14 protein-coding genes and 1 CRISPR repeat array (1 of these 15 only partly in view) are annotated in these 19,834 nt (G+C 38.8%); all 14 genes read left to right on the top strand.

The window, feature by feature from the left end; all coding sequences use genetic code 11:
• Positions 1-255: class I SAM-dependent methyltransferase (locus ABD985_RS18050; protein WP_345374211.1), on the top strand; the 255-nt coding region annotated here is incomplete at its 5' end.
• A 63-nt stretch (positions 256-318) separates the two neighbouring features.
• On the top strand, positions 319-1,203 hold the full coding sequence (locus tag ABD985_RS18045) for a zinc-dependent peptidase (protein ID WP_345374210.1): 885 nt from the start codon (positions 319-321) through the stop codon (positions 1,201-1,203).
• A 222-nt stretch (positions 1,204-1,425) separates the two neighbouring features.
• Positions 1,426-3,066, top strand: coding sequence for a SulP family inorganic anion transporter (locus tag ABD985_RS18040; protein WP_345374208.1), 1,641 nt, complete (start codon positions 1,426-1,428; stop codon positions 3,064-3,066).
• A 324-nt stretch (positions 3,067-3,390) separates the two neighbouring features.
• Complete coding sequence (locus ABD985_RS18035; RefSeq protein WP_345374207.1) at positions 3,391-4,503, top strand: Gfo/Idh/MocA family protein; 1,113 nt, start codon at positions 3,391-3,393, stop codon at positions 4,501-4,503.
• A 4-nt stretch (positions 4,504-4,507) separates the two neighbouring features.
• On the top strand, positions 4,508-7,150 hold the full coding sequence (locus ABD985_RS18030; protein WP_345374205.1) for a glycoside hydrolase family 31 protein: 2,643 nt from the start codon (positions 4,508-4,510) through the stop codon (positions 7,148-7,150).
• A 114-nt stretch (positions 7,151-7,264) separates the two neighbouring features.
• On the top strand, positions 7,265-8,185 hold the full coding sequence (locus tag ABD985_RS18025) for a WYL domain-containing protein (RefSeq protein WP_345374203.1): 921 nt from the start codon (positions 7,265-7,267) through the stop codon (positions 8,183-8,185).
• Between the two features lie 292 nt (positions 8,186-8,477).
• On the top strand, positions 8,478-9,143 hold the full coding sequence (gene cas6, locus ABD985_RS18020) for a CRISPR-associated endoribonuclease Cas6 (RefSeq protein ID WP_345374200.1): 666 nt from the start codon (positions 8,478-8,480) through the stop codon (positions 9,141-9,143).
• A gap of 5 nt (positions 9,144-9,148) precedes the next feature.
• A complete protein-coding gene (locus ABD985_RS18015; RefSeq protein ID WP_345374198.1) occupies positions 9,149-9,745 on the top strand; it encodes a hypothetical protein in 597 nt (198 codons plus the stop codon).
• A complete protein-coding gene (gene cas3 / locus ABD985_RS18010; protein WP_345374196.1) occupies positions 9,738-11,897 on the top strand; it encodes a CRISPR-associated helicase Cas3' in 2,160 nt (719 codons plus the stop codon). The genes ABD985_RS18015 and cas3 overlap by 8 nt, the downstream gene beginning before the upstream one ends.
• Positions 11,898-11,911: 14 nt before the next feature.
• Complete coding sequence (locus ABD985_RS18005) at positions 11,912-13,321, top strand: hypothetical protein (RefSeq protein ID WP_345374194.1); 1,410 nt, start codon at positions 11,912-11,914, stop codon at positions 13,319-13,321.
• A gap of 15 nt (positions 13,322-13,336) precedes the next feature.
• Positions 13,337-14,407: a CRISPR-associated protein Cas7 gene (locus ABD985_RS18000; RefSeq protein WP_345374192.1), complete on the top strand. Its 1,071-nt coding sequence runs from the start codon at positions 13,337-13,339 to the stop codon at positions 14,405-14,407.
• 122 nt (positions 14,408-14,529) lie between these two features.
• Positions 14,530-15,036 carry a CRISPR-associated protein Cas4 gene (gene cas4, locus ABD985_RS17995; RefSeq protein WP_345374190.1) on the top strand — a complete coding sequence of 169 codons (507 nt, stop codon included), beginning with the start codon at positions 14,530-14,532 and terminating at the stop codon, positions 15,034-15,036.
• A 12-nt stretch (positions 15,037-15,048) separates the two neighbouring features.
• Entirely contained in the window at positions 15,049-16,053 is a 1,005-nt protein-coding gene (gene cas1b / locus ABD985_RS17990; RefSeq protein ID WP_345374188.1) for a type I-B CRISPR-associated endonuclease Cas1b, read from the top strand.
• 16 nt (positions 16,054-16,069) lie between these two features.
• Complete coding sequence (cas2, locus tag ABD985_RS17985; protein WP_345374186.1) at positions 16,070-16,330, top strand: CRISPR-associated endonuclease Cas2; 261 nt, start codon at positions 16,070-16,072, stop codon at positions 16,328-16,330.
• A gap of 273 nt (positions 16,331-16,603) precedes the next feature.
• Positions 16,604-19,834: a CRISPR direct-repeat array (repeat unit 30 nt; unit sequence CCTTCATCTGCACCTATAAGGAATTGAAAC); it runs 277 nt beyond the window's last position.

The raw sequence follows: 19,834 nt of genomic DNA, 5'->3' as shown, positions 1-19,834 counted from the left end.
AAAATTTGCTTCAGCCCTTTTTATTTTGATGGGGTTTTAACCCTTGATTCGCATTTTTACCTAAAATATATCATTCCACAAATAGGGAAGCACTTTGCTGATGATTTGGAAAGTTACAGGATGTTGGGCTACTATACTGAGAACTTTAAAAACGCATCACAATTCAAAAGGATGCTGGAAGAAGTAGGCTTTGAAGTGGAGTATGTACAGCACTTTTTTGGCTGTGCTACAGGAATAAAGGGGATTAAAAAATAGCTTAGATTAGCTCATACCTTTAACACAAATACTATTTTTTTAACTAATAAATAAGGGCCGACCATGATTTACCTTACTATTTTTACGGCAAGTATCTTTCTTTATATTTCCTTGACCTGGAACCGTCGGAAAAAAACAACCAAGCAAAAAGCTCAAGAAGTCAAAACCCCTGAAAAGTGGAAAAAGATATTGCTGGAGAAGGTGACTTTTTATAAAGGTCTCAATGATGAAAAAAGACTTCGGTTTGAGTCCGATATACAGAACTTCTTGAGGGAAATTAAAATTACCGGCGTTCAGGTAGAGGTGACCTTGGAGGATCGTCTGCTCGTAGCCAGTAGTGCGGTTATACCGTTATTTGGATTCCCTGAATGGAACTACACTTACCTCAATGAGGTCATTCTTTATCCCTCTTCCTTTGACCGCAACTTTACCATAGGAAGTAAGGAGGAAATCATCACGGGTATGGTGGGCAACGGTCCGATGGAAGGCAAGATGATCCTGTCAAAACCTTCCTTGCACCTTGGTTTCGATATTTCTAATGACAAAAGGAATGTAGGAATCCATGAGTTTGTACACCTCTTCGATAAGGAAGATGGAATCATCGATGGCATTCCTCCTGGTTATGACAGCAGAGCCTATTCGTTGCCTTGGATAGACTTTATGCGGGTAAAGACCGAACAGATTATGCATAATCAATCGGATATCGATGAGTATGCCACTACGAATCGTCAGGAATTCTTCGCAGTAGCCAGCGAATATTTTTTTGAACGCCCGCATCTGTTAAAGAAAAAGCATCCGGTGCTGTTTAAAGAGCTTTCCACAATATTCAATCAGGACACCACGGAAGTGATCGATCAGGACCTGTTTAAAAAAGTAATAGCACCAGGTCGAAACGATTCTTGTCCATGTGGGAGTGGGCAAAAGTTTAAAAGATGTTGTTTAAATTGAGTTTTGATTGGATGATGAAGCTCACCTGCTAGGCTAATGTGCTATAGGGTATTTTGGTGAGAGTTATCACCGTATTTTTGGTAAGTGATCGAAAACGAGGTCATAAGGGATATTTATTAATTATTTTAATTATTTTTATAAAATATATTAATATTCTTTGTGGTAGTTATCTGGGGTGGATTTCAGAATTTACGATCATTTCGAACCTATTAATGGTAAACAATGATTAACAAATTCACCAAATCCAACCTTATATCAGGCTTTTTAGTCTTTTTAATTGCACTGCCGCTTTGTCTGGGGATTTCCAAAGCAAGTGGTTTCCCACCGATTGCCGGAATATACACGGCCATTATCGGAGGACTTGTGGTTACTTTTTTATCCAGTGCACCTTTGGTCATCAAGGGCCCTGCAGCAGGGTTGATCGCTATTGCCGTTAGTGCCGTTTATGAACTGGGGGGTAACGACCCTATGCTTGGTTACAAACTTACCCTGGCCGTTATTGTCGTTTCAGGTTTGATTCAGATCCTTATGGGGTGGGCCAAGTTTGGAAAACTGGGCGAAATGTTTCCCACTTCTGTAATCCGAGGGATGTTGGCAGCGATTGGTGTGATTATTATTAGCAAACAGATTCACGTAATCATGGGGGTGATTCCAGAAGCGAAATCTCCAATGGGATTGTTGGCTGAAATTCCCAATAGTATCATGCACCTAAATCCTAAAGTGACCGTAATCGGGGTGCTGAGTTTACTGTTGTTATTTGTTCATCCGCTTTTCAAAAATGAAACGATAAAGAAATTACCAGCGCCACTTCTTATTTTATTGCTTGCGATTCCGTTAGGCTTTGTTTTTAACCTGTCAGAGGAGCATAGCTATAGCTTGGGAGCTTTCGATTATACGATTGATCCTTCACAGTTCTTGGTAGTGCTTCCGGATAGCTTTTTAGGAGGAATAACCTTCCCTGATTTTTCTCAGCTATTGACGTATACTTCTATAAAATACATCATCATGTTTGCCTTGGTGGGGAGTATAGAATCTGTATTGAGTGCAAAAGCAATTGATGCTCTAGATCCAGAAGAAAGAGAAACCAACCTGAATAAAGACCTTGTGGCGGTCGGTGTTGGAAACACAATTGCCGGATTGATCGGAGGATTGCCGATGATCTCAGAAATCGTGAGGAGTTCTGCCAATATCAATGCAGGAGCGAAGGGGAGAATGAGTAACTTCTACCATGGTCTTTTCCTTTTCCTTTTCGTATTGCTAGCAGCTTCTGTGATTAGAACGATCCCTAACGCAGCCCTGGCAGCTATGCTTGTCTTTACAGGATTTAGATTAGCCTCTCCTCAGGAGTTTAAAAGAATCAGTAGCATTGGAGCGGATCAATTGCTACAGTTCTTGACCACGCTGATTGTAACCTTGATGACGGATCTTCTGGTAGGGGTTGCAGCCGGAATTGCCTTGAAAATTGTGATACAATTTGTGCAAGGAGTGAAAGTCAAAGAAGTATTTAAACTGAAAACGCAAATCTCAGCGGGTCAGGATAGTCTGGTCGTGAAGTTTTCAGGAGTAGCCTCTTTCATCAATTACTTCAAGTTTAAGTCACTGATTGACAATCAACCAAAAAACCAAAAGATAGTACTTGATTTCAGTGAAGTATCGTTTGTTGACCATACCTTCCTGAATAACATACATGGTATGCAGAATAAGTTCACAAAAGAAGGAGGAGCATTGATCAGCACTGGTTTTGAAAACCACCGCTGTCAGTCTGAGCACCATCTTTCGTCCCGTAGACTAAAAAGTTCTTCTGATATATCGAAAACAGAACATTCAGAAAAGCTGGAAGAAACGGTAAGCAGTGAACAGTGATGAGGAGTGATTAAAAATTGGAAATTAATCATTGAAAACTAAAAAAGGCTAGTCCCAAAGTTCAGATGTTCTACTCGGCTTGATATGCGTTTTTGCGTAGCCCAATACGAGTAGGAGGTTGCTTTGGGACTTTTTGATTTGTAGGCTTTTTTATCAATAACTCCATTATAATTTTCAATGATCAATACACTCTAGAGCTAGCTCAGCAGCCTATTTGGATGATTCATTTTAATTAAAAATTGAAAATTGATCATTGAAAATTAATCCACGCTAGAAGCAGTTCAGTAGTTTTTATTCATATACAATTAACCGTGATAAACACCAATGAAGAAGTTACTTTTTTTAATACTCGGAGTGAATTTTTTGATTACTAATGCTTATAGTCAGAAGAATATGGAACCATTAAAAGTTGGGGTAATTGGACTAACGCATACCCATGTGCATTGGATATTCGGCAGTGAACCAAGGGGAGATATAAAAATTGTGGGAATTGTAGAGCCCAATAGAGCTCTTGCGCAAAAGTATGCTGAGCAACATAAATTCTCTATGGAGTTGGTGTATAGTTCTATGGAAGAGATGTTGGAGGAGGTGAAGCCAGAAGCAGTCACGGCATTCGGGACAATTTATGAGCACTTGGAAGTTGTGGAAGCTGCTGCACCAAGGGGGATTCATGTGATGGTGGAAAAACCTCTGGCAGTGAGTATGTCACATGCTAAGAGAATGAAGGAACTCGCTCAAAAGCACAATATTCACTTGCTGACCAATTACGAAACCACTTGGTATCCAACCACGCATAAAGCCTATGAGTTGGTGAAAGAACAGCGTGCAATTGGTGAAATTAGAAAGATCATGGTGCATGATGGGCACAAGGGACCTAAAAAAATAGGGGTCAATCAAGAGTTTTTAGAGTGGCTTACGGACCCTGAGCAAAATGGGGGTGGAGCAGAAGTGGATTTTGGATGTTATGGAGTAAATCTATTGACGTGGTTTATGGAGGGGAAGAAGCCCAATAGTGTCACGGCTATTACACAACAGCTACAGCCTGAGAATAATCCTAAAGTCAATGATGAGTCCATCATTTTATTGCAATATGATTCCATGGTAGCGGTAATTCAGGGTTCTTGGAACTGGCCTATCGGTAGAAAGGATATGGAAATTTATGGGGTGAATGGAGTCGTTTATGCAGACAATAGACACGATCTCCGCATGCGTATTTCGGAAGGGTATGACGGCTATGAAGAGCAAGTGATGAAACTGGATGAACGTCCGGCTCCATTCGATGATCCTTTTGCTTTGTTGGCTGCGGTTGTCAATAATGAAATACAACTAGATGCCTATGATTTGAATGCCTTGGAAAATAATATGCTGGTCGTAGAAATCTTGGAAGCTGCCAAGAAAAGTGCTGAACTAAATAAAACGATCCAATTCAAAAATTAATACGATGAAATTACCAACAAACAAACTGCTATTTTTTTTAATCACGCTGCTGATACAGGGGCATGCTTTTGCCCAAAACCCGAAAGCGAATGTTGATGCAGTGGTTATTTCAGGGGAAGCACGTTTTACGGTACTGGCTCCTGAGATGATACGCCTTGAGTGGGACCAAGAGGGTGAATTTGAAGACAGAGCCTCTTTTACGGTTGTCAATAGAAATACGACGCTTCCTAAGTTTAAGGTCAAAGAAAAGAAGGGATGGCTGGTCATCAAGACAGAAGCTATGGAACTGCGTTACAAAAAAGGTTCCGGACAATTTTCCGAGACCAATTTAAGCATCTCCTTCCATAAGGATGGAGATGAGGTTCACTGGGTTCCTGGCATGGAAAATAGCGGAAACCTCTTGGGAACCACCCGTACCTTGGATGGCTGTAATGGAGGAAAGACCTGGAATGGAGACCCTATCCCTTTGGAAGATGGTATCATTTCTAAAGAGGGATGGTTCTTATTGGATGATTCTCCCAATTTTTTGTTTGATAATTCGGAAGGAAATTGGGTTTCGGAAACAAAAAATGCTTCTGAACAGGATTGGTACTTCTTTGCCTATGGCTATGATTATAAAAAAGCACTCAAACAGTATACAACCATAGCCGGAAAAATCCCCATGCCGCCAAGGTATGCCTTCGGGTATTGGTGGTCTCGATATTGGGCGTATTCTGATCGGGAATTTAAGGCGTTGGTCGCTGATTTCAGACGCTATGATATTCCGATTGATGTGTTAATCATCGATATGGATTGGCACCTTACGCACGGAGGGCTGAAAAACATTAAGAATCCACAAAAAGATCCCTTTGGAGAATTATTGGGTTGGACGGGGTATACCTGGAACAAAGCATTATTTCCGGAGCCTAAAAAGTTTATCGAGTGGACCAATAAGGAGAAGCTAAAGACAGCGCTCAATCTCCATCCTGCATCGGGTATTGCACCCTTGGAAGCTCAATACGAGGAATTTGCTAAAAGCTATGGCTTTGATACTTCTGAGCAGGAGTGGATTCCTTACCGTATGGCAGAGAAGAAGTGGGCGGATACTTACTTTGAGACCATATTAAAACCTTATGAGGAGTGGGGGATAGATTTTTGGTGGCTGGATTGGCAACAATTCCCTAATAGTAAAGTGGTCGATGGGTTGAGTAACACTTGGTGGCTAAATCACACCTTCTTCTCCTCCATGTCAGAGCGATCTAATAAACGATCACTGATTTTTCATCGATGGGGAGGTTTAGGGAATCATCGTTATCAAATCGGTTTTTCTGGTGATTATAAGATTTCATGGGAGTCGCTAAAGTACCAACCGTACTTTACCGCAACAGCATCTAATGTCGGGTATGGCTATTGGAGTCACGATATAGGAGGACATGCTTCAGGAGAGCTGGATAGGGATCCTGAGTTGTATACCCGTTGGTTACAGTTTGGAATATTCAGTCCAATACTGCGAACGCATAGTGCCAAGATTTCTTCTATAGAAAGAAGGTTTTGGATGTTCCCGAATGAATTGCCACATATGGTGGAGTTACTTCATCTTCGCTATGCGCTGGCACCATATACTTATACGATGGCGAGAAAGGCCTATGATGATGGAGTGTCCCTTTGCCGCCCGATGTATTATGATTATGCAAAAGAGGAAAATGCCTATGCATTCAAGTATCAATACATGTATGGTGAGCAGATGATTTTTTCACCAGTATATGAGCCAACCGGAGAGGATTTAATTGTAGAGCAGGAAGTGTGGCTTCCGGAAGGGGAGTGGTACCAATGGTCGACAGGAGAAAAGCATGAAGGGGGAAAAGTAATTAATAAGAATTATATGCTCAGGGAGTTGCCACTTTACATCAAGGCAGGCTCCATTATCCCTATGTATCCCAAGATCTCTAATTTACAAGAAATCCCCAATCACTTAATCGTAAAGGTATTTCCAGGGGAAGGGGGCTCTTTTAATTTGTATGAAGATCAGGGAGATACAGAAGGTTATCAGTCAGGTGATTTTGCTTTTACCCAACTAGCGCAATCTGAAAATCAAAATAGCAAAATGATTACCATAGCCCCGACCAAAGGAACTTATGAGGGGATGCCAACAGCTAGGAGTTATGAAATTCAATTGCCTGTCAGTTTTCCGCCTGCCATGGTGAAAGTAAATGGTGAGGAATATGGGTATGCAGAAAACAAGACACCCAAAAAATGGAACTATGATGGTCATGAGTTGATGACGAGTATTTCTATTCCAGCACAATCGCTGTCAAGTACCATTGAGATTCAAATTACGTATTCTGAAACGTATAAGGATAAAAAGGAGTTGTTGTACGGTAAAGTGGGAGCTTTTAAAAGACTCCAAGAGGTGATCGGCTTGATGAAAATTGAAATTGCACGTGAAAACTGGTGGGCGTTACTCTCAGACAGAGTATTTGCAGCAGAGCAAGTGCCTGTAGAAATCAGTTATGACCCTCAACGTATCCTTGAGCAATTGCAGCTTTTTGAGCAAAATTACCAAGCAATTCTGGACGATATGAGAAACCATCGGGATGCAAGAAAAGAGGTAACGGATAAAATTTTGCTGCCTTTGGAGAAGTATTCTTCTACGAGTGTAGTTGAATAACTATAGTGTTTATCGCTTATCGCTTATTGTTTAGAAACGATAAGCGATAAACATATATCATGCAACAGCCTTATAATAATCAGAAAAGTCAGATAAGGTGAAAAAGTTAATGTTATGGCCAATCATAAAAAATACATTCACCGTATGGTGGAGTTGATTCACTTGCTTAATACCAAAGGGATTACTACAGCAGAGTATACCGAAAAGTATGGTCGACATAGAAACCAATTTATAGAGGATCGGGAAATGATCGCAGAAATATACCTGCCTGCTACGATTATTTCTAAGGTGGAGAGTGGACGTCAGAAGCGATTTTTTCTTTCCCGTAGTGAGCAAGCTTTAGAAAGAGAAGCCATCAGAGATGATATGGCATTGATGCAGCAGTTTCTTGAACCGTTGAAACAGGAGGACCCTATTCGTTATGAGCGTTTGAGAAAGAGGATGGAATGGTTGATCAATGATACGGCACTATTGCCACACCATAGCTTCTTTTTCGTAGATCATATACAATATACTATCCGTAAACAGTGTCGCATTCAGTTGTATAACTATCGTCATAATAGCTCTGACCAGCCCAAGGATTACCTTTTGGAGCCCATCAAACTAACGACAGCCAACCAGCAACTCTATGCATTGGATGTGGAGGCGGGGATATGCAAAAACTATAAGCTTTCAAGAGTCGGTAGTTTAGAACCCACCACAATTCCCTGCAGTGAACAACATTTATATCAGGACAAGTTTCATGATGCTTTTGGATGGTCATGTGATGCTGGTCAGGAAATAAATATTTCTTTTCATATGAGTGAAACGGCCTATCGCTTGCTTTGTGAAGAATTTGAGGAGGCTAAGCAATATGTTCAGAAGTTAAGGAAAGGGTTACTTTTTGATTCAGAGTACCAATTTAAGGGGCCTGTGGCAGGAGTAGAGGCCGTGGGGCGCTTTATACTTGGGTTGTCAAGACACATAGGGGAGATCCAGCCTTCAAAGTTTAAAGAAGAACTTAAAAAGTTGATTTCAGAGGACATATTTCTTTAAGTGCACAGTGAAATTGGGCATAAGAATGTTATCTTTACTTCTGTTAAATCAGTGATACCCATTAGATAATTTTTTCATTGGAATAGAATATTTCAATAACAAGAACCATAAATTATTTCATTCATGATAAAAGTCTGTGTAGATAGACTGCACAATTCTTTTCTATTTTTAAGAATAGATCACGTTGTTAATATTCAATGATTTTGAGAAGTACGTAATTATTTTACGATCTACGAAAATATATTGAGGGAGTGAAGAACTAGTTATTGTGAACTGTTGAACCATATAAACTATGAGAGTAAAAATAAAAACATCATCAACTAGTAATAAACAGGTGCCTAGACATCACTTGAAAAAGCTGAAAGGAACTATTCATAAATGGATTGGGGGAAGGGATTACCATGGAGAACTTGGAGCTTTTTCATTTTCTAAGCTGAATGGAGGAGTCTCTTTCTCAAAAGATTTTTTAACATACCCCAAAGGAGCATTTTGGTTTATAAGTTCTCCTGATACTGCTTTTATTAAGCGAGTGATAAGAGGTATTCAAGAAGATCCTTCTATGTTTTTTGGATTAGAAGTAGAAGAAATTCAGCTTTTGAAAGATCCGGAGTTTAAGAAAGAAGTTCGTTTTCTAGCAGATAGTCCGATTTTAGTGAAGAAAAAACGAACAGAAAATAGGGGCGTAGATCATTTAACATTTCAAGATCCTGAAGCTGATGAAATCATGACTAATCTCATGAAACGAAAATTAAAAAGTGTAGGATTGACAGATGAAATACAGATAACCTTTGACAGGTCATATCAAGGAGCAAATACTACTGTTGTTGTTTACAATGGGGTGAAGAATAAATGTAGTATTTGTCCTGTAATTATTTCGGGTAACCCTGAGGCAATTGCGTATGCGTGGAATGTGGGTGTTGGGAACTCTACAGGTACAGGTTTTGGAGCAATCAGATAAATATTATGGAGATATATTTAGTGAAGTATTCAGGGCTTTTTGGTTTTATAAAACCATGGACAGCAGTGAGAGATGAGTTGACATTCAGTCAACAGTTTTTAACAGAGTCGATGATTTTTGGAATAGAAAGAAAGTTGTTTCCGGAGCTATTAAAAGAACCTTATGGTATTCAAAAAATTACTGGTTATCGTTTAACCTATGATGCTATTGGAGAGCAGCAGGAAAAGGTGCAAACTAGAGGATATAATATAAAGGGTACGAAAAACAGAAAGTTATATGAACGACCAACGTCTATTTTGAAGAGAGGAGTATTGATCAATCCTGTACTATATTTAGTATTTGATAATGAAGAGGATGCCCAGCAGGCAGCTACTCAACATCTGTGTTTAACTAGAAATGAAGATATTTTATATCCGGAAGGAGAGATCATGCGAACTACTGTAGATGATTTCAATTCATCAGAGGAGTACAGTGGTTTTGAATTGGTTTTTGAAAAAAATGAGAGCTCTTTTTTAACGGGGTATAACCGGTTTAATGAAGCAAGTCCTATGTACGGGTGGCTTAGGATAGTAGGTACTCCAATTAAAGAATTCTATGACTGAAAAACCAAAATTAAAAGCTAAAGGTAACCCTGAAAATACATTGCTTTTAGATCATCTTGATCATGTCTATAAAGCCATATTAGTTTTTGCTAATGAATGGAGTATGGATAAAACATTAGCTGGATATGGAGCAGTTCTACATGATATAGGAAAGGCTCACCCTATTTTTCAACACCAATTAGAAGGTGTAAGACCTAAAAAACCTTTTAGGCATGAGTTAGCCTCTTTATTCTTTTTACCTCTTTTTTCAGAAGAATTTTGGCCAGTTCTAATAGAGATGTGTGTAGCGCATCATAAGTCGATAAAATCCGACTCAGGAAGAAAGGGTATTTTGGATTTGATGGATGAATATGATGAAGAAATTATTGATTATCATCTCGGGAGCTGGGAAGGATGGCAAGTTGAAGCATTGAGTATTCTATCATCTTTTGGAATTACTGTACGAAGAATCAGTAAGCAAGAAGCAGAAGAAGCTTTTGAGTATGTGGTTGATTATTGTGAACGTAAATGGAAAAATAAAGGGTATTCACAATGGAGAGGTTTATTGATGGCAGCGGATCATTTTGCATCTGCTCTTGGTAAGGGTACATACTTAGCACTTAAAAATAAGTTTAAGTCACCTGTGTTATCATTTTACGACCGTAGAAGTGAGCTTTATCCTTTGTCTTTATTAGAGGTTGAAAACTGTTCAAAGCCACATACGATAGTCATAGCACCTACAGGTGCTGGAAAAACGGATTATTTATTTAGAAGGTGTAAAGGACGAGTTTTCTATACTTTGCCTTTCCAGGCCTCTATCAATGCGATGTTTTATAGAGTACAGAACGACTTGGAACACCATAATCCTAATTTAGATATAAGAGTGTTGCATGCAGGCTCTAAAGTCGTTAAAACTGGTAAGAATGAATCGGAAGAGGTGTTGCAAGGTCTGGCAGGAGCTAGTATCAAAGTACTTACACCTCATCAAATGGCAGGGATTGTTTTTGCCTTAAAAGGGTACGAGGCTATGCTTCTCGATTTGAAGGGGTGTGATATTATTCTTGATGAAGTACATACATATACAGGAGTATCTCAGGCGATTGTTTTAAAAATAGTGCAAGTATTAGTTTCATTGGATTGTAGAATTCATATCGGAACAGCAACTATACCTACAGTACTTTACGATAAAATATTAAATGTATTAGGTAGAGGTAATGTGTTAGAAGTAAGTCTTGATGATAGGATCAAAGAACAGTTTGATAGACACGTTATCCATCAAATACAAGATTGGGAAACTGCTTATTCTGAGATTGATAAGGCGATTGAAAAGAAGGAGAAAATTTTAATAGTCTGTAATAGAGTGGGTAATGCTCAGAAGGTTTATAAGGAGGTTAAAAATAGATATCCTTCTGTAGATAAGATGCTTGTACATAGCAGGTTCAAAAGGGGAGATAGAAATAAGAAAGAGCAATTACTTATAGGAGTAGATAAAAAGGGGAATTCTATAGAGCGGTTTAATACAGCTCAAGAAGCTTGTTTAGTAGTTTCTACTCAAATTGTAGAGGTTAGCCTCGATATTAGTTTTGATGTGATGATTACAGAAGTAGCTCCTTTAGATGCTTTAATTCAGCGATTTGGGAGAGTGCATCGAAAGCGTTCCTTAAATACAATCGGTACTTATAAACCTGTTTATGTCATAGGTCCTCCAGAAGATAAAAAGCAAGCGCTTCCATATGATTTGGGGGTGTTAAAAAAGAGTTACGAAGTACTACCCAATAGTCAGGTGTTAAAGCAAGTTTCTCTACAGCATAAAATTGATGTTGTATATCCTAAACTGGATATGCTTAGTATTGAAAATCACGCACAATATAAAGAAAGTGGAAAATGGAATACAGGACTATTGATGCATAATAAGAGAGCCGTTTTATTAGAGTTGCTAGAGATAGATTCGGTAAGCTGTATTGTGGATGCAGATCGTATTGAATACATGGAAGGAGATTATGAAACCCGAACCTTATTGGAAATACCTATGGCCTATTGGATGGCAAAAACTTATGGTTTGGAACAACTAAAAAAGATTGGAACAGAACCTTATGTTATCCCGAATGAGGCTTATTCGGAATATGGCCTTATGCCGGAAAATTTAACGCAAAATAGTATGCAATTTCTATAACTCATTATAAGCTTATGATTACAGCAGTAGCAGGTAAAAAATTAATAACTGTTTACAACCAAAAGCATTCAAAAAATCTATCTGCAAAGGAGTTTTTTGAGGAAGTATTTTTTCCAGTAGTTCTAGATTCTGAAAAGTATCTTTTTTGGGAAAAAAACACGCCATTTACTCAAGGAATAAGTAAAAAAGATCCTAATTCACCTAAATATAAACCTTTTTATAATAAGAGTGAGAGATTAAACTTACTACAGCAATTTCACAGGAAAGTGATTAATGGACAACGAGATGCATCTATAGCAATTGGGTATTCTGCAAGTGATGAAAAGGGGTATAACCTTACGTCAGGTTTAGTGACTGATTTGCAAAGAGATGTTTCGGAAGAGGAAGTGTATTGTTCTTGGATTGGAGCTTGTTTAGGAGTTACAGTCAAAGGAATTTCAATATTATTTGATGACTCATACATATTATTAAAATTACTCGAAGGATGGAAAGTCTATAGAAACTTATTAGATGACCCATTAAATACCAATTTAGCACCTAATAAAATCAATTCTTGGAATGGACAATGGCTTACATACTGTACAGGTAAAGATTTTGATCCAAGTTATGATTATGCGAGTTTGGATAACTTTGGCTTTTTTGAAGAAAAGGATGAAAAAACAATTGTAATTAGATTAATAGAATGGCCTAGGTTATTTTTTAGTTTATCGTATGCTTTACCAAATCAACATTTGAATAGTTATTTATATATTTTAAATAAAAGTAACACAACTGTAGGTTTTGTGCCTTTTCAATTGAAGGCAGGAAGAAGAATTAAAAAAGTATATGACCAATTGTTTCCAAAAGAGAGTTACGCAAATATAAAAGTGGTAGAAGCCCTTTTCGGAGAGCATATTTTACAAGTAGCTAAACTGGGAAGTATTGGTTTACAGGCACTTCGCCCAGAGAAATTGAAAGAGTATTTCACTAATGAGAGTTCATTAAAGCTTGATAAAAAAACACTTAAGCCCAAAAAAGGTGAAACAGAAGAAGAATATCAAGATCGGGTAGATAAGAATAGTGCTGCCTATCAAAGTAAGTTTATAACATATAAAGTTTATAAAACCTGGTTAATTGCTATGCTATCAAGAAACAAAGAAGAAATCACTGACTATACTACAGAATTAGCAAGAATGCTGCACGAATATCGTTCTGCAGGACGTAAAACAGACAGAGTAAACCTGTTGGAAAAAGAACTTCTTGCGGCACCTTCAAAGAAAAAGTTTATAGAAGCATTAGAGGTGATAATAAGAAGTGTAAGTGATGAATATCTACAACCTATTAAGCAACTGAGAGATGAAGTGCACCTGATGACCAATGAAGAGTTTGGCTACTTCAATACGCTATTAAAATTTGATTATTCTTTTCAAGAACGTAACAATTAATCTAAAACTATAAAAATGCAGAATCATACAATCTATATCAGAACGCTAAAAAGAGCAGAACACACTGTATTTTGCGTAGAAGATGGTCAGAAAACATATTATGACCCTCAATTTAAAAGAATGTTACCTTATGCTAGTGGGCAGCAGGTTAAAAGATCTTTATTAGACTCTTTTTGTGATGCAGGAAATATAAAAATATCGCCAACAACGTTTTATTGGGATTTTAATAAAAAGAAGGAATTAAAAGAGGGGGAAGCTTTTGGTACTTGTGATCCTACTTATCCTGATCAACTGATAGGAGGTTGGATGAAAGCTTCAAAAGGAGGAGGAAGCAGAACTTTAAAGCGTAGAAGTCCTCTCTCGGTTTCTGCAATGAAGCCATTACATCCGCTATTAGCAGGAGTCAATAAAGACAGTGCTTCCTTTGATCGTAGTGGACATTCTCACAATAAAATTATTGTAAGAGGAGAGGATGGAAAAGAGTTAAATGAAGATGAGATAAATACGATCCTTGAAGGTAAAGATAGGAGTTTAACCCGTAAATGGATTCCGGCTTCCAATAAAGCAACAGGCTTGTTTATTCAGGATATAGCTATTGATTTACGTCGTTTATTCTCTATAAGACTTGATGACTTTGAGCCTGAAATCTCTCAGGAAGTAGAAGAGAAACTCAGAGAGTCCGGTTGGGTAGAGGGTGAGAATGTTTTTGGAAGATGCCTTATCGCTCCTGTAAAACTAAGGGAAAAGCTAATACCTATATTGGCATATGCTATTATTAACTGGAAGATTACGTCCAATCAGGCTCGTACATTTAGCTTAATGGAAACTTTAGCAGTGTCTATAGGGGGTAATGCAAATAAAATAGCAGGAGCTATTAGAGCAAAGCTATCTGAAGAGAATTCAGAGCAGGCTATACCTGTTGTAGAAGAACAAGTAAAAGGGATTGATACTTTTGTTACTCCTACCGCTGCCGGATATGTTGCAACAACTACAGAAAGTATTGAGGCAATGGATGATGCAGAAGAAAAATTAATTGAAATTCTTTCTTCATATGCTTATGAAGCATTGCCTGAATTTGCACTTTAACCTTAAGTAACTATTGTGTTGAATAGGTTCCGCAATGTAAATGCTTGTTCGCAACAGCTTTTACATTGCGGTTAAAATGTTTTATCCTATACATAGTAAAGTTAAGTGACTTTTTAAAAGCTATGACTATAACCCCAACCCTAATATCCTACCTCCACCTCTGCCCCCGAAAAATGTGGCTGCATGCGAAGCATTTACGCATGGAAAGCAGCTCCGAGCTGGTCGCTGAAGGAAAATTGATTGGAGAAACGACCTATCCACAGCGGGCTGCCAAATGGCAGGAGCTAGATCTTGGAATTGCCAAGATTGACTTTTTTGATCCCAAAACCCATACGGTACATGAGGTGAAGAAGTCCAATAAAAAGGAAGATGCGCATCGGGCACAGGTGAAGTATTACTTATACCTTTTGGAAAAGATGGGGGTGGAGAATCCTCGTGGTGTGCTGGAGTATCCCAAACTCCGTATAACGGAAGCCGTTGAGTGGGATGGAGAAACCGACAAAGAAATCGTAGAGCGATGGTTAGGAGAAGCGCAGGCAATTCTTCAGGGATCGTGTCCCAAGAAGCTCCCCAAAACGAAATGTAAAAAATGCTCCTACTTTGACTTCTGTTGGAGTGGAGAGGAATAACTGATGATACCTATGAAAAAATCCTATTATTTATTTAACCCGGGTCGGCTGAGTAGAAAAGATAATACCCTGAAATTTGTTCCAGAAGATGAAGAGGGGAATCAAGGGCAGCCCCGCTATCTTCCCGTAGAACAAATTACGAACCTCTATGTGTTTGGTAGTTTGGATGCCAATTCAGCTTTGTATAATTTCTTAGGAAAGAATGGGATAGGGGTGCATTTTTTTGATTTCTATGAGCATTATACTGGTTCCTTTTATCCCAAGGAGTATTTACAGGCAGGACAGTTGCATGTACAGCAAAGTTTGCATTATGCGGATCCCCAAAAGCGGATGGCATTGGCGCAACCATTGATTGATGCGGCTTCTTTTAATATGCTAAAAACCTTGAAGTATTACTATAACCGGGGACGTGAGATACAGGATGCAGTCGAGGCGATTGAAGAATATCGGCAGGGGATTTTTGTGACCACCAATGTGGAAGAACTGATGGGGTTGGAGGGAAATATACGGCAGGCGTATTATGCTGCCTTTACGGATATATGTGCCACTTTTCCATTGGAAAAAAGGATCAAAAGGCCACCCACAGATCCCATGAATACGCTGATTAGCTTTTGTAATATGCTTTGCTATACAGCTTGCTTGGATATGATTTACCATACCCAGTTGGATCCGACGATCAGTTTTTTGCATGAACCGGGAGTACGTCGATTTTCCTTAGCATTGGATCTAGCAGAAATCTTTAAACCATTATTGGTGGACCGGATGATTTTCTCCTTGGTGAATAAAAAAATCATACAGCCTAAAGACTTTAAGACCGAAGTGAATGCCTGTATCCTGAAAGAAAGTGGCCGAAAAAACATACTGAAGGCCTGGGATACGAAGCTGAGTGACACCATTAAACACCGTAAACTAGGACGAAATGTGAGCTATAAACACCTCATTAAGTTGGAATGCTACAAACTCACCAAACAGCTGATGGATATAGAGCCTTACCAAGGATTTAAAGCATGGTGGTAATAAAAAATTAGAAGAAATGTATGTAATTTTAGTGTATGATATGGATGGCAAGCGGGTCGGGAAGATGCTTAAGCTTTGCCGACGTTACCTAAGCTGGATTCAGAATTCTGTCTTCGAAGGAGAGCTTACAGACATACAATTAAAACAACTTAAATCCGAAGCAGAAGCCCTGATGAGTGGAAAGGATTCCCTTATTATTTTCAAAAATCGTGACCAGAAATGGCTGGACAAGGAAGTGGTAGGAGAGGAGCGTGCCTCCATCGACAACTTTCTTTAAAAGCTTGTTTAGAATTCAGATTTATAGAAGTTTTATTCTCAAAATCTAGATTCCAAACAAGCTCTAAGTCGTCGATCCCCTGATTTTATGGATTGAAAAGTTCTTTGACGTATTTATTTTTTCTTAAACCCTACAGAGTCAGTATATTATGAGGGTTGTCGTGCCCCCACCTTAATCGTATAATTAGAGGTAGACGATAATTTCAAGAAAAGTATTGGGACCAATAGCGTTTTAAAGCTATCTTTGGGGAGGTTTTTATGGCTTTTATAACGGCCTTCATCTGCACCTATAAGGAATTGAAACAACGAAGAAGATAATTAATGTGGACACTCAAACTTTCCTTCATCTGCACCTATAAGGAATTGAAACTAAAATTCTATTCCAAAGGGCGTTTAAACGGTGAATCCTTCATCTGCACCTATAAGGAATTGAAACAGAGGTGACGGCAAGAGATATTACATTCCAAATTGACCTTCATCTGCACCTATAAGGAATTGAAACATGTTAGATTTGAACAGTCTTTTGATGTTCCTATAGCCTTCATCTGCACCTATAAGGAATTGAAACATGCGTAAAGGATTACTTTCTAAGGCAGGAACATTCCTTCATCTGCACCTATAAGGAATTGAAACTGATGTTTGAAATCACATTTCGAAGAACAGGGCAAACCTTCATCTGCACCTATAAGGAATTGAAACTATTTTCGCTGTCTGGAATCAAAAGCAATTTCCTCCTTCATCTGCACCTATAAGGAATTGAAACATGCACAATTGGAGTTGGAGTTGCAAACTGGCCCGACCCTTCATCTGCACCTATAAGGAATTGAAACCAAAAAGAAGTACGTACACTTGAAGACAGACCCCACCCTTCATCTGCACCTATAAGGAATTGAAACCAAAAAGAAGTACGTACACTTGAAGACAGACCCCACCCTTCATCTGCACCTATAAGGAATTGAAACAAGGAAAGTCCGCCGGCTTTCGCTCCTTTCGATACGCCTTCATCTGCACCTATAAGGAATTGAAACTAGGTAGAAGGTAAGGCATTAGGCTCTGAGTATATGCCTTCATCTGCACCTATAAGGAATTGAAACTAGAAGCTTGTCTCAATACCTCACTAAGTATGTAACCTTCATCTGCACCTATAAGGAATTGAAACTCAATCCCCAAGATGCCCAGCTACTTGATTCCCGTACCTTCATCTGCACCTATAAGGAATTGAAACTTCGATTTAAGGGTGCATGACAATGATTCTGTAGCCTTCATCTGCACCTATAAGGAATTGAAACAAAGAGGTTTCTTGGGCGACAGTTGATCAAATTGAGCCTTCATCTGCACCTATAAGGAATTGAAACTCCATACGATCACTACCTCCTGTGTCACCTCTTACAACCTTCATCTGCACCTATAAGGAATTGAAACTATACAATAACGCAAAACGTCCTCCTTGGAAATACACCTTCATCTGCACCTATAAGGAATTGAAACTTTTCAGTTGCTCAATGGTATCATCCAGAGCATTCGCCTTCATCTGCACCTATAAGGAATTGAAACATATTTTGGAAATCGTGTGTATTTCACGATCCAACCTTCATCTGCACCTATAAGGAATTGAAACAGAGCATCTAATTTAGTTTTGATTTTCTTGAAGAATCCTTCATCTGCACCTATAAGGAATTGAAACACAATACAGAAATGCTACAAAAGATTCAGGGTACTTCCTTCATCTGCACCTATAAGGAATTGAAACTGAAGCATATCTGGAGTCGGTAAGGTATAAGGGGAACCTTCATCTGCACCTATAAGGAATTGAAACTTGGTTGGTGGTAATACATCTATTTGTGAAGGAGACCCTTCATCTGCACCTATAAGGAATTGAAACACGGTAAGTGATGTTGAAATATGTGGACCAGGGGATCCTTCATCTGCACCTATAAGGAATTGAAACAGATGCAACCCCCCTTACGCACCTGTCAACCCAAAACCTTCATCTGCACCTATAAGGAATTGAAACCTCTTCAATCCCACTTTCCTTAATACCGTTCTCCCCCTTCATCTGCACCTATAAGGAATTGAAACTTTCTTAAAAGTCCAATTTTAATTCTTTCGCGAAGCCTTCATCTGCACCTATAAGGAATTGAAACACGATCGAAAAGGGATATTAACGCGGAACGACGGATCCTTCATCTGCACCTATAAGGAATTGAAACCTAGAACAAAGCTAAAAGTGACAGATTTAGACAAGCCTTCATCTGCACCTATAAGGAATTGAAACATGCCGCAGGACCGCCTCTATGACATGTACCTCCAGCCTTCATCTGCACCTATAAGGAATTGAAACTCAAAAGTAAGGCTTGAATAATCAATATCTTCTTTCCTTCATCTGCACCTATAAGGAATTGAAACTCAGAAGAAGGAGCGGCAGTTCTTAAAAAGTACAACCTTCATCTGCACCTATAAGGAATTGAAACTAGATCCTAAGTCATCTTACATGATTGCTTGTTGGCCTTCATCTGCACCTATAAGGAATTGAAACTACGGAACGAACGCAGATAAGGGAGAATGTACAATTCCTTCATCTGCACCTATAAGGAATTGAAACTTTGCAGAGGAGTACGGAGCGTGGCACGATTACTTCCTTCATCTGCACCTATAAGGAATTGAAACTCAGCTTTGCAGCTTCCCTCAGCTTGTTGAAATCCTCCTTCATCTGCACCTATAAGGAATTGAAACTATCTGATATTTTTAAATTTTAGGTATAAAAAAAGGCCTTCATCTGCACCTATAAGGAATTGAAACGTATTTCCGGAGCGTTACGTCTGGCGAGGTGCTCCGCCTTCATCTGCACCTATAAGGAATTGAAACTTTTTTTGTGTCTTATAATTCAGAGTCAGCTCTGACCTTCATCTGCACCTATAAGGAATTGAAACATTAGTGCTTACAAGTGTCCTCAAGGATCAAAGCCTCCTTCATCTGCACCTATAAGGAATTGAAACTTACTGCTAATTCATTGAAGAACTGCAAAGGAATGCCTTCATCTGCACCTATAAGGAATTGAAACACAATGACCATTTATGCACAAGCGCACTTAGAAACACCTTCATCTGCACCTATAAGGAATTGAAACATGAGGACTACATCTATTCAATGAGGATCATTGTTCCCTTCATCTGCACCTATAAGGAATTGAAACTTATAGGTTGATGGATCAGTTTGAAAGAACCCCTTGCCTTCATCTGCACCTATAAGGAATTGAAACTCCGAAACATCAATAAGGAAGCGAGTAAATTTGCTACCTTCATCTGCACCTATAAGGAATTGAAACCTGAACCTAAAACAAAATGAGACTAGAAAAGCTGTTCCTTCATCTGCACCTATAAGGAATTGAAACTCTTCATCAAACGTACCTCGTTGCAATTCATCTCACCTTCATCTGCACCTATAAGGAATTGAAACTAGCTCCGCAACAACGGTTGAATACTTGAATAGAAGCCTTCATCTGCAC

Origin of the sequence: Algivirga pacifica, from assembly GCF_039543525.1 — a bacterium.
Classification (GTDB): domain Bacteria; phylum Bacteroidota; class Bacteroidia; order Cytophagales; family Flammeovirgaceae; genus Algivirga; species Algivirga pacifica.
Note: the sequence above shows the minus strand (reverse complement) of the source record. Positions and strands in the feature narration are given on the sequence as shown.

Coding starts and splice junctions, on each gene's coding strand:
- ABD985_RS18005 (WP_345374194.1), top strand. CDS start 11,912: ATGATTACAGCAGTAGCAGGTAAAAAATTAATAACTGTTTACAACCAA.
- ABD985_RS18035 (WP_345374207.1), top strand. CDS start 3,391: ATGAAGAAGTTACTTTTTTTAATACTCGGAGTGAATTTTTTGATTACT.
- ABD985_RS18025 (WP_345374203.1), top strand. CDS start 7,265: ATGGCCAATCATAAAAAATACATTCACCGTATGGTGGAGTTGATTCAC.
- cas2 (WP_345374186.1), top strand. CDS start 16,070: ATGTATGTAATTTTAGTGTATGATATGGATGGCAAGCGGGTCGGGAAG.
- ABD985_RS18040 (WP_345374208.1), top strand. CDS start 1,426: ATGATTAACAAATTCACCAAATCCAACCTTATATCAGGCTTTTTAGTC.
- ABD985_RS18015 (WP_345374198.1), top strand. CDS start 9,149: ATGGAGATATATTTAGTGAAGTATTCAGGGCTTTTTGGTTTTATAAAA.
- cas4 (WP_345374190.1), top strand. CDS start 14,530: ATGACTATAACCCCAACCCTAATATCCTACCTCCACCTCTGCCCCCGA.
- ABD985_RS18045 (WP_345374210.1), top strand. CDS start 319: ATGATTTACCTTACTATTTTTACGGCAAGTATCTTTCTTTATATTTCC.
- cas3 (WP_345374196.1), top strand. CDS start 9,738: ATGACTGAAAAACCAAAATTAAAAGCTAAAGGTAACCCTGAAAATACA.
- cas6 (WP_345374200.1), top strand. CDS start 8,478: ATGAGAGTAAAAATAAAAACATCATCAACTAGTAATAAACAGGTGCCT.
- ABD985_RS18000 (WP_345374192.1), top strand. CDS start 13,337: ATGCAGAATCATACAATCTATATCAGAACGCTAAAAAGAGCAGAACAC.
- cas1b (WP_345374188.1), top strand. CDS start 15,049: ATGAAAAAATCCTATTATTTATTTAACCCGGGTCGGCTGAGTAGAAAA.
- ABD985_RS18030 (WP_345374205.1), top strand. CDS start 4,508: ATGAAATTACCAACAAACAAACTGCTATTTTTTTTAATCACGCTGCTG.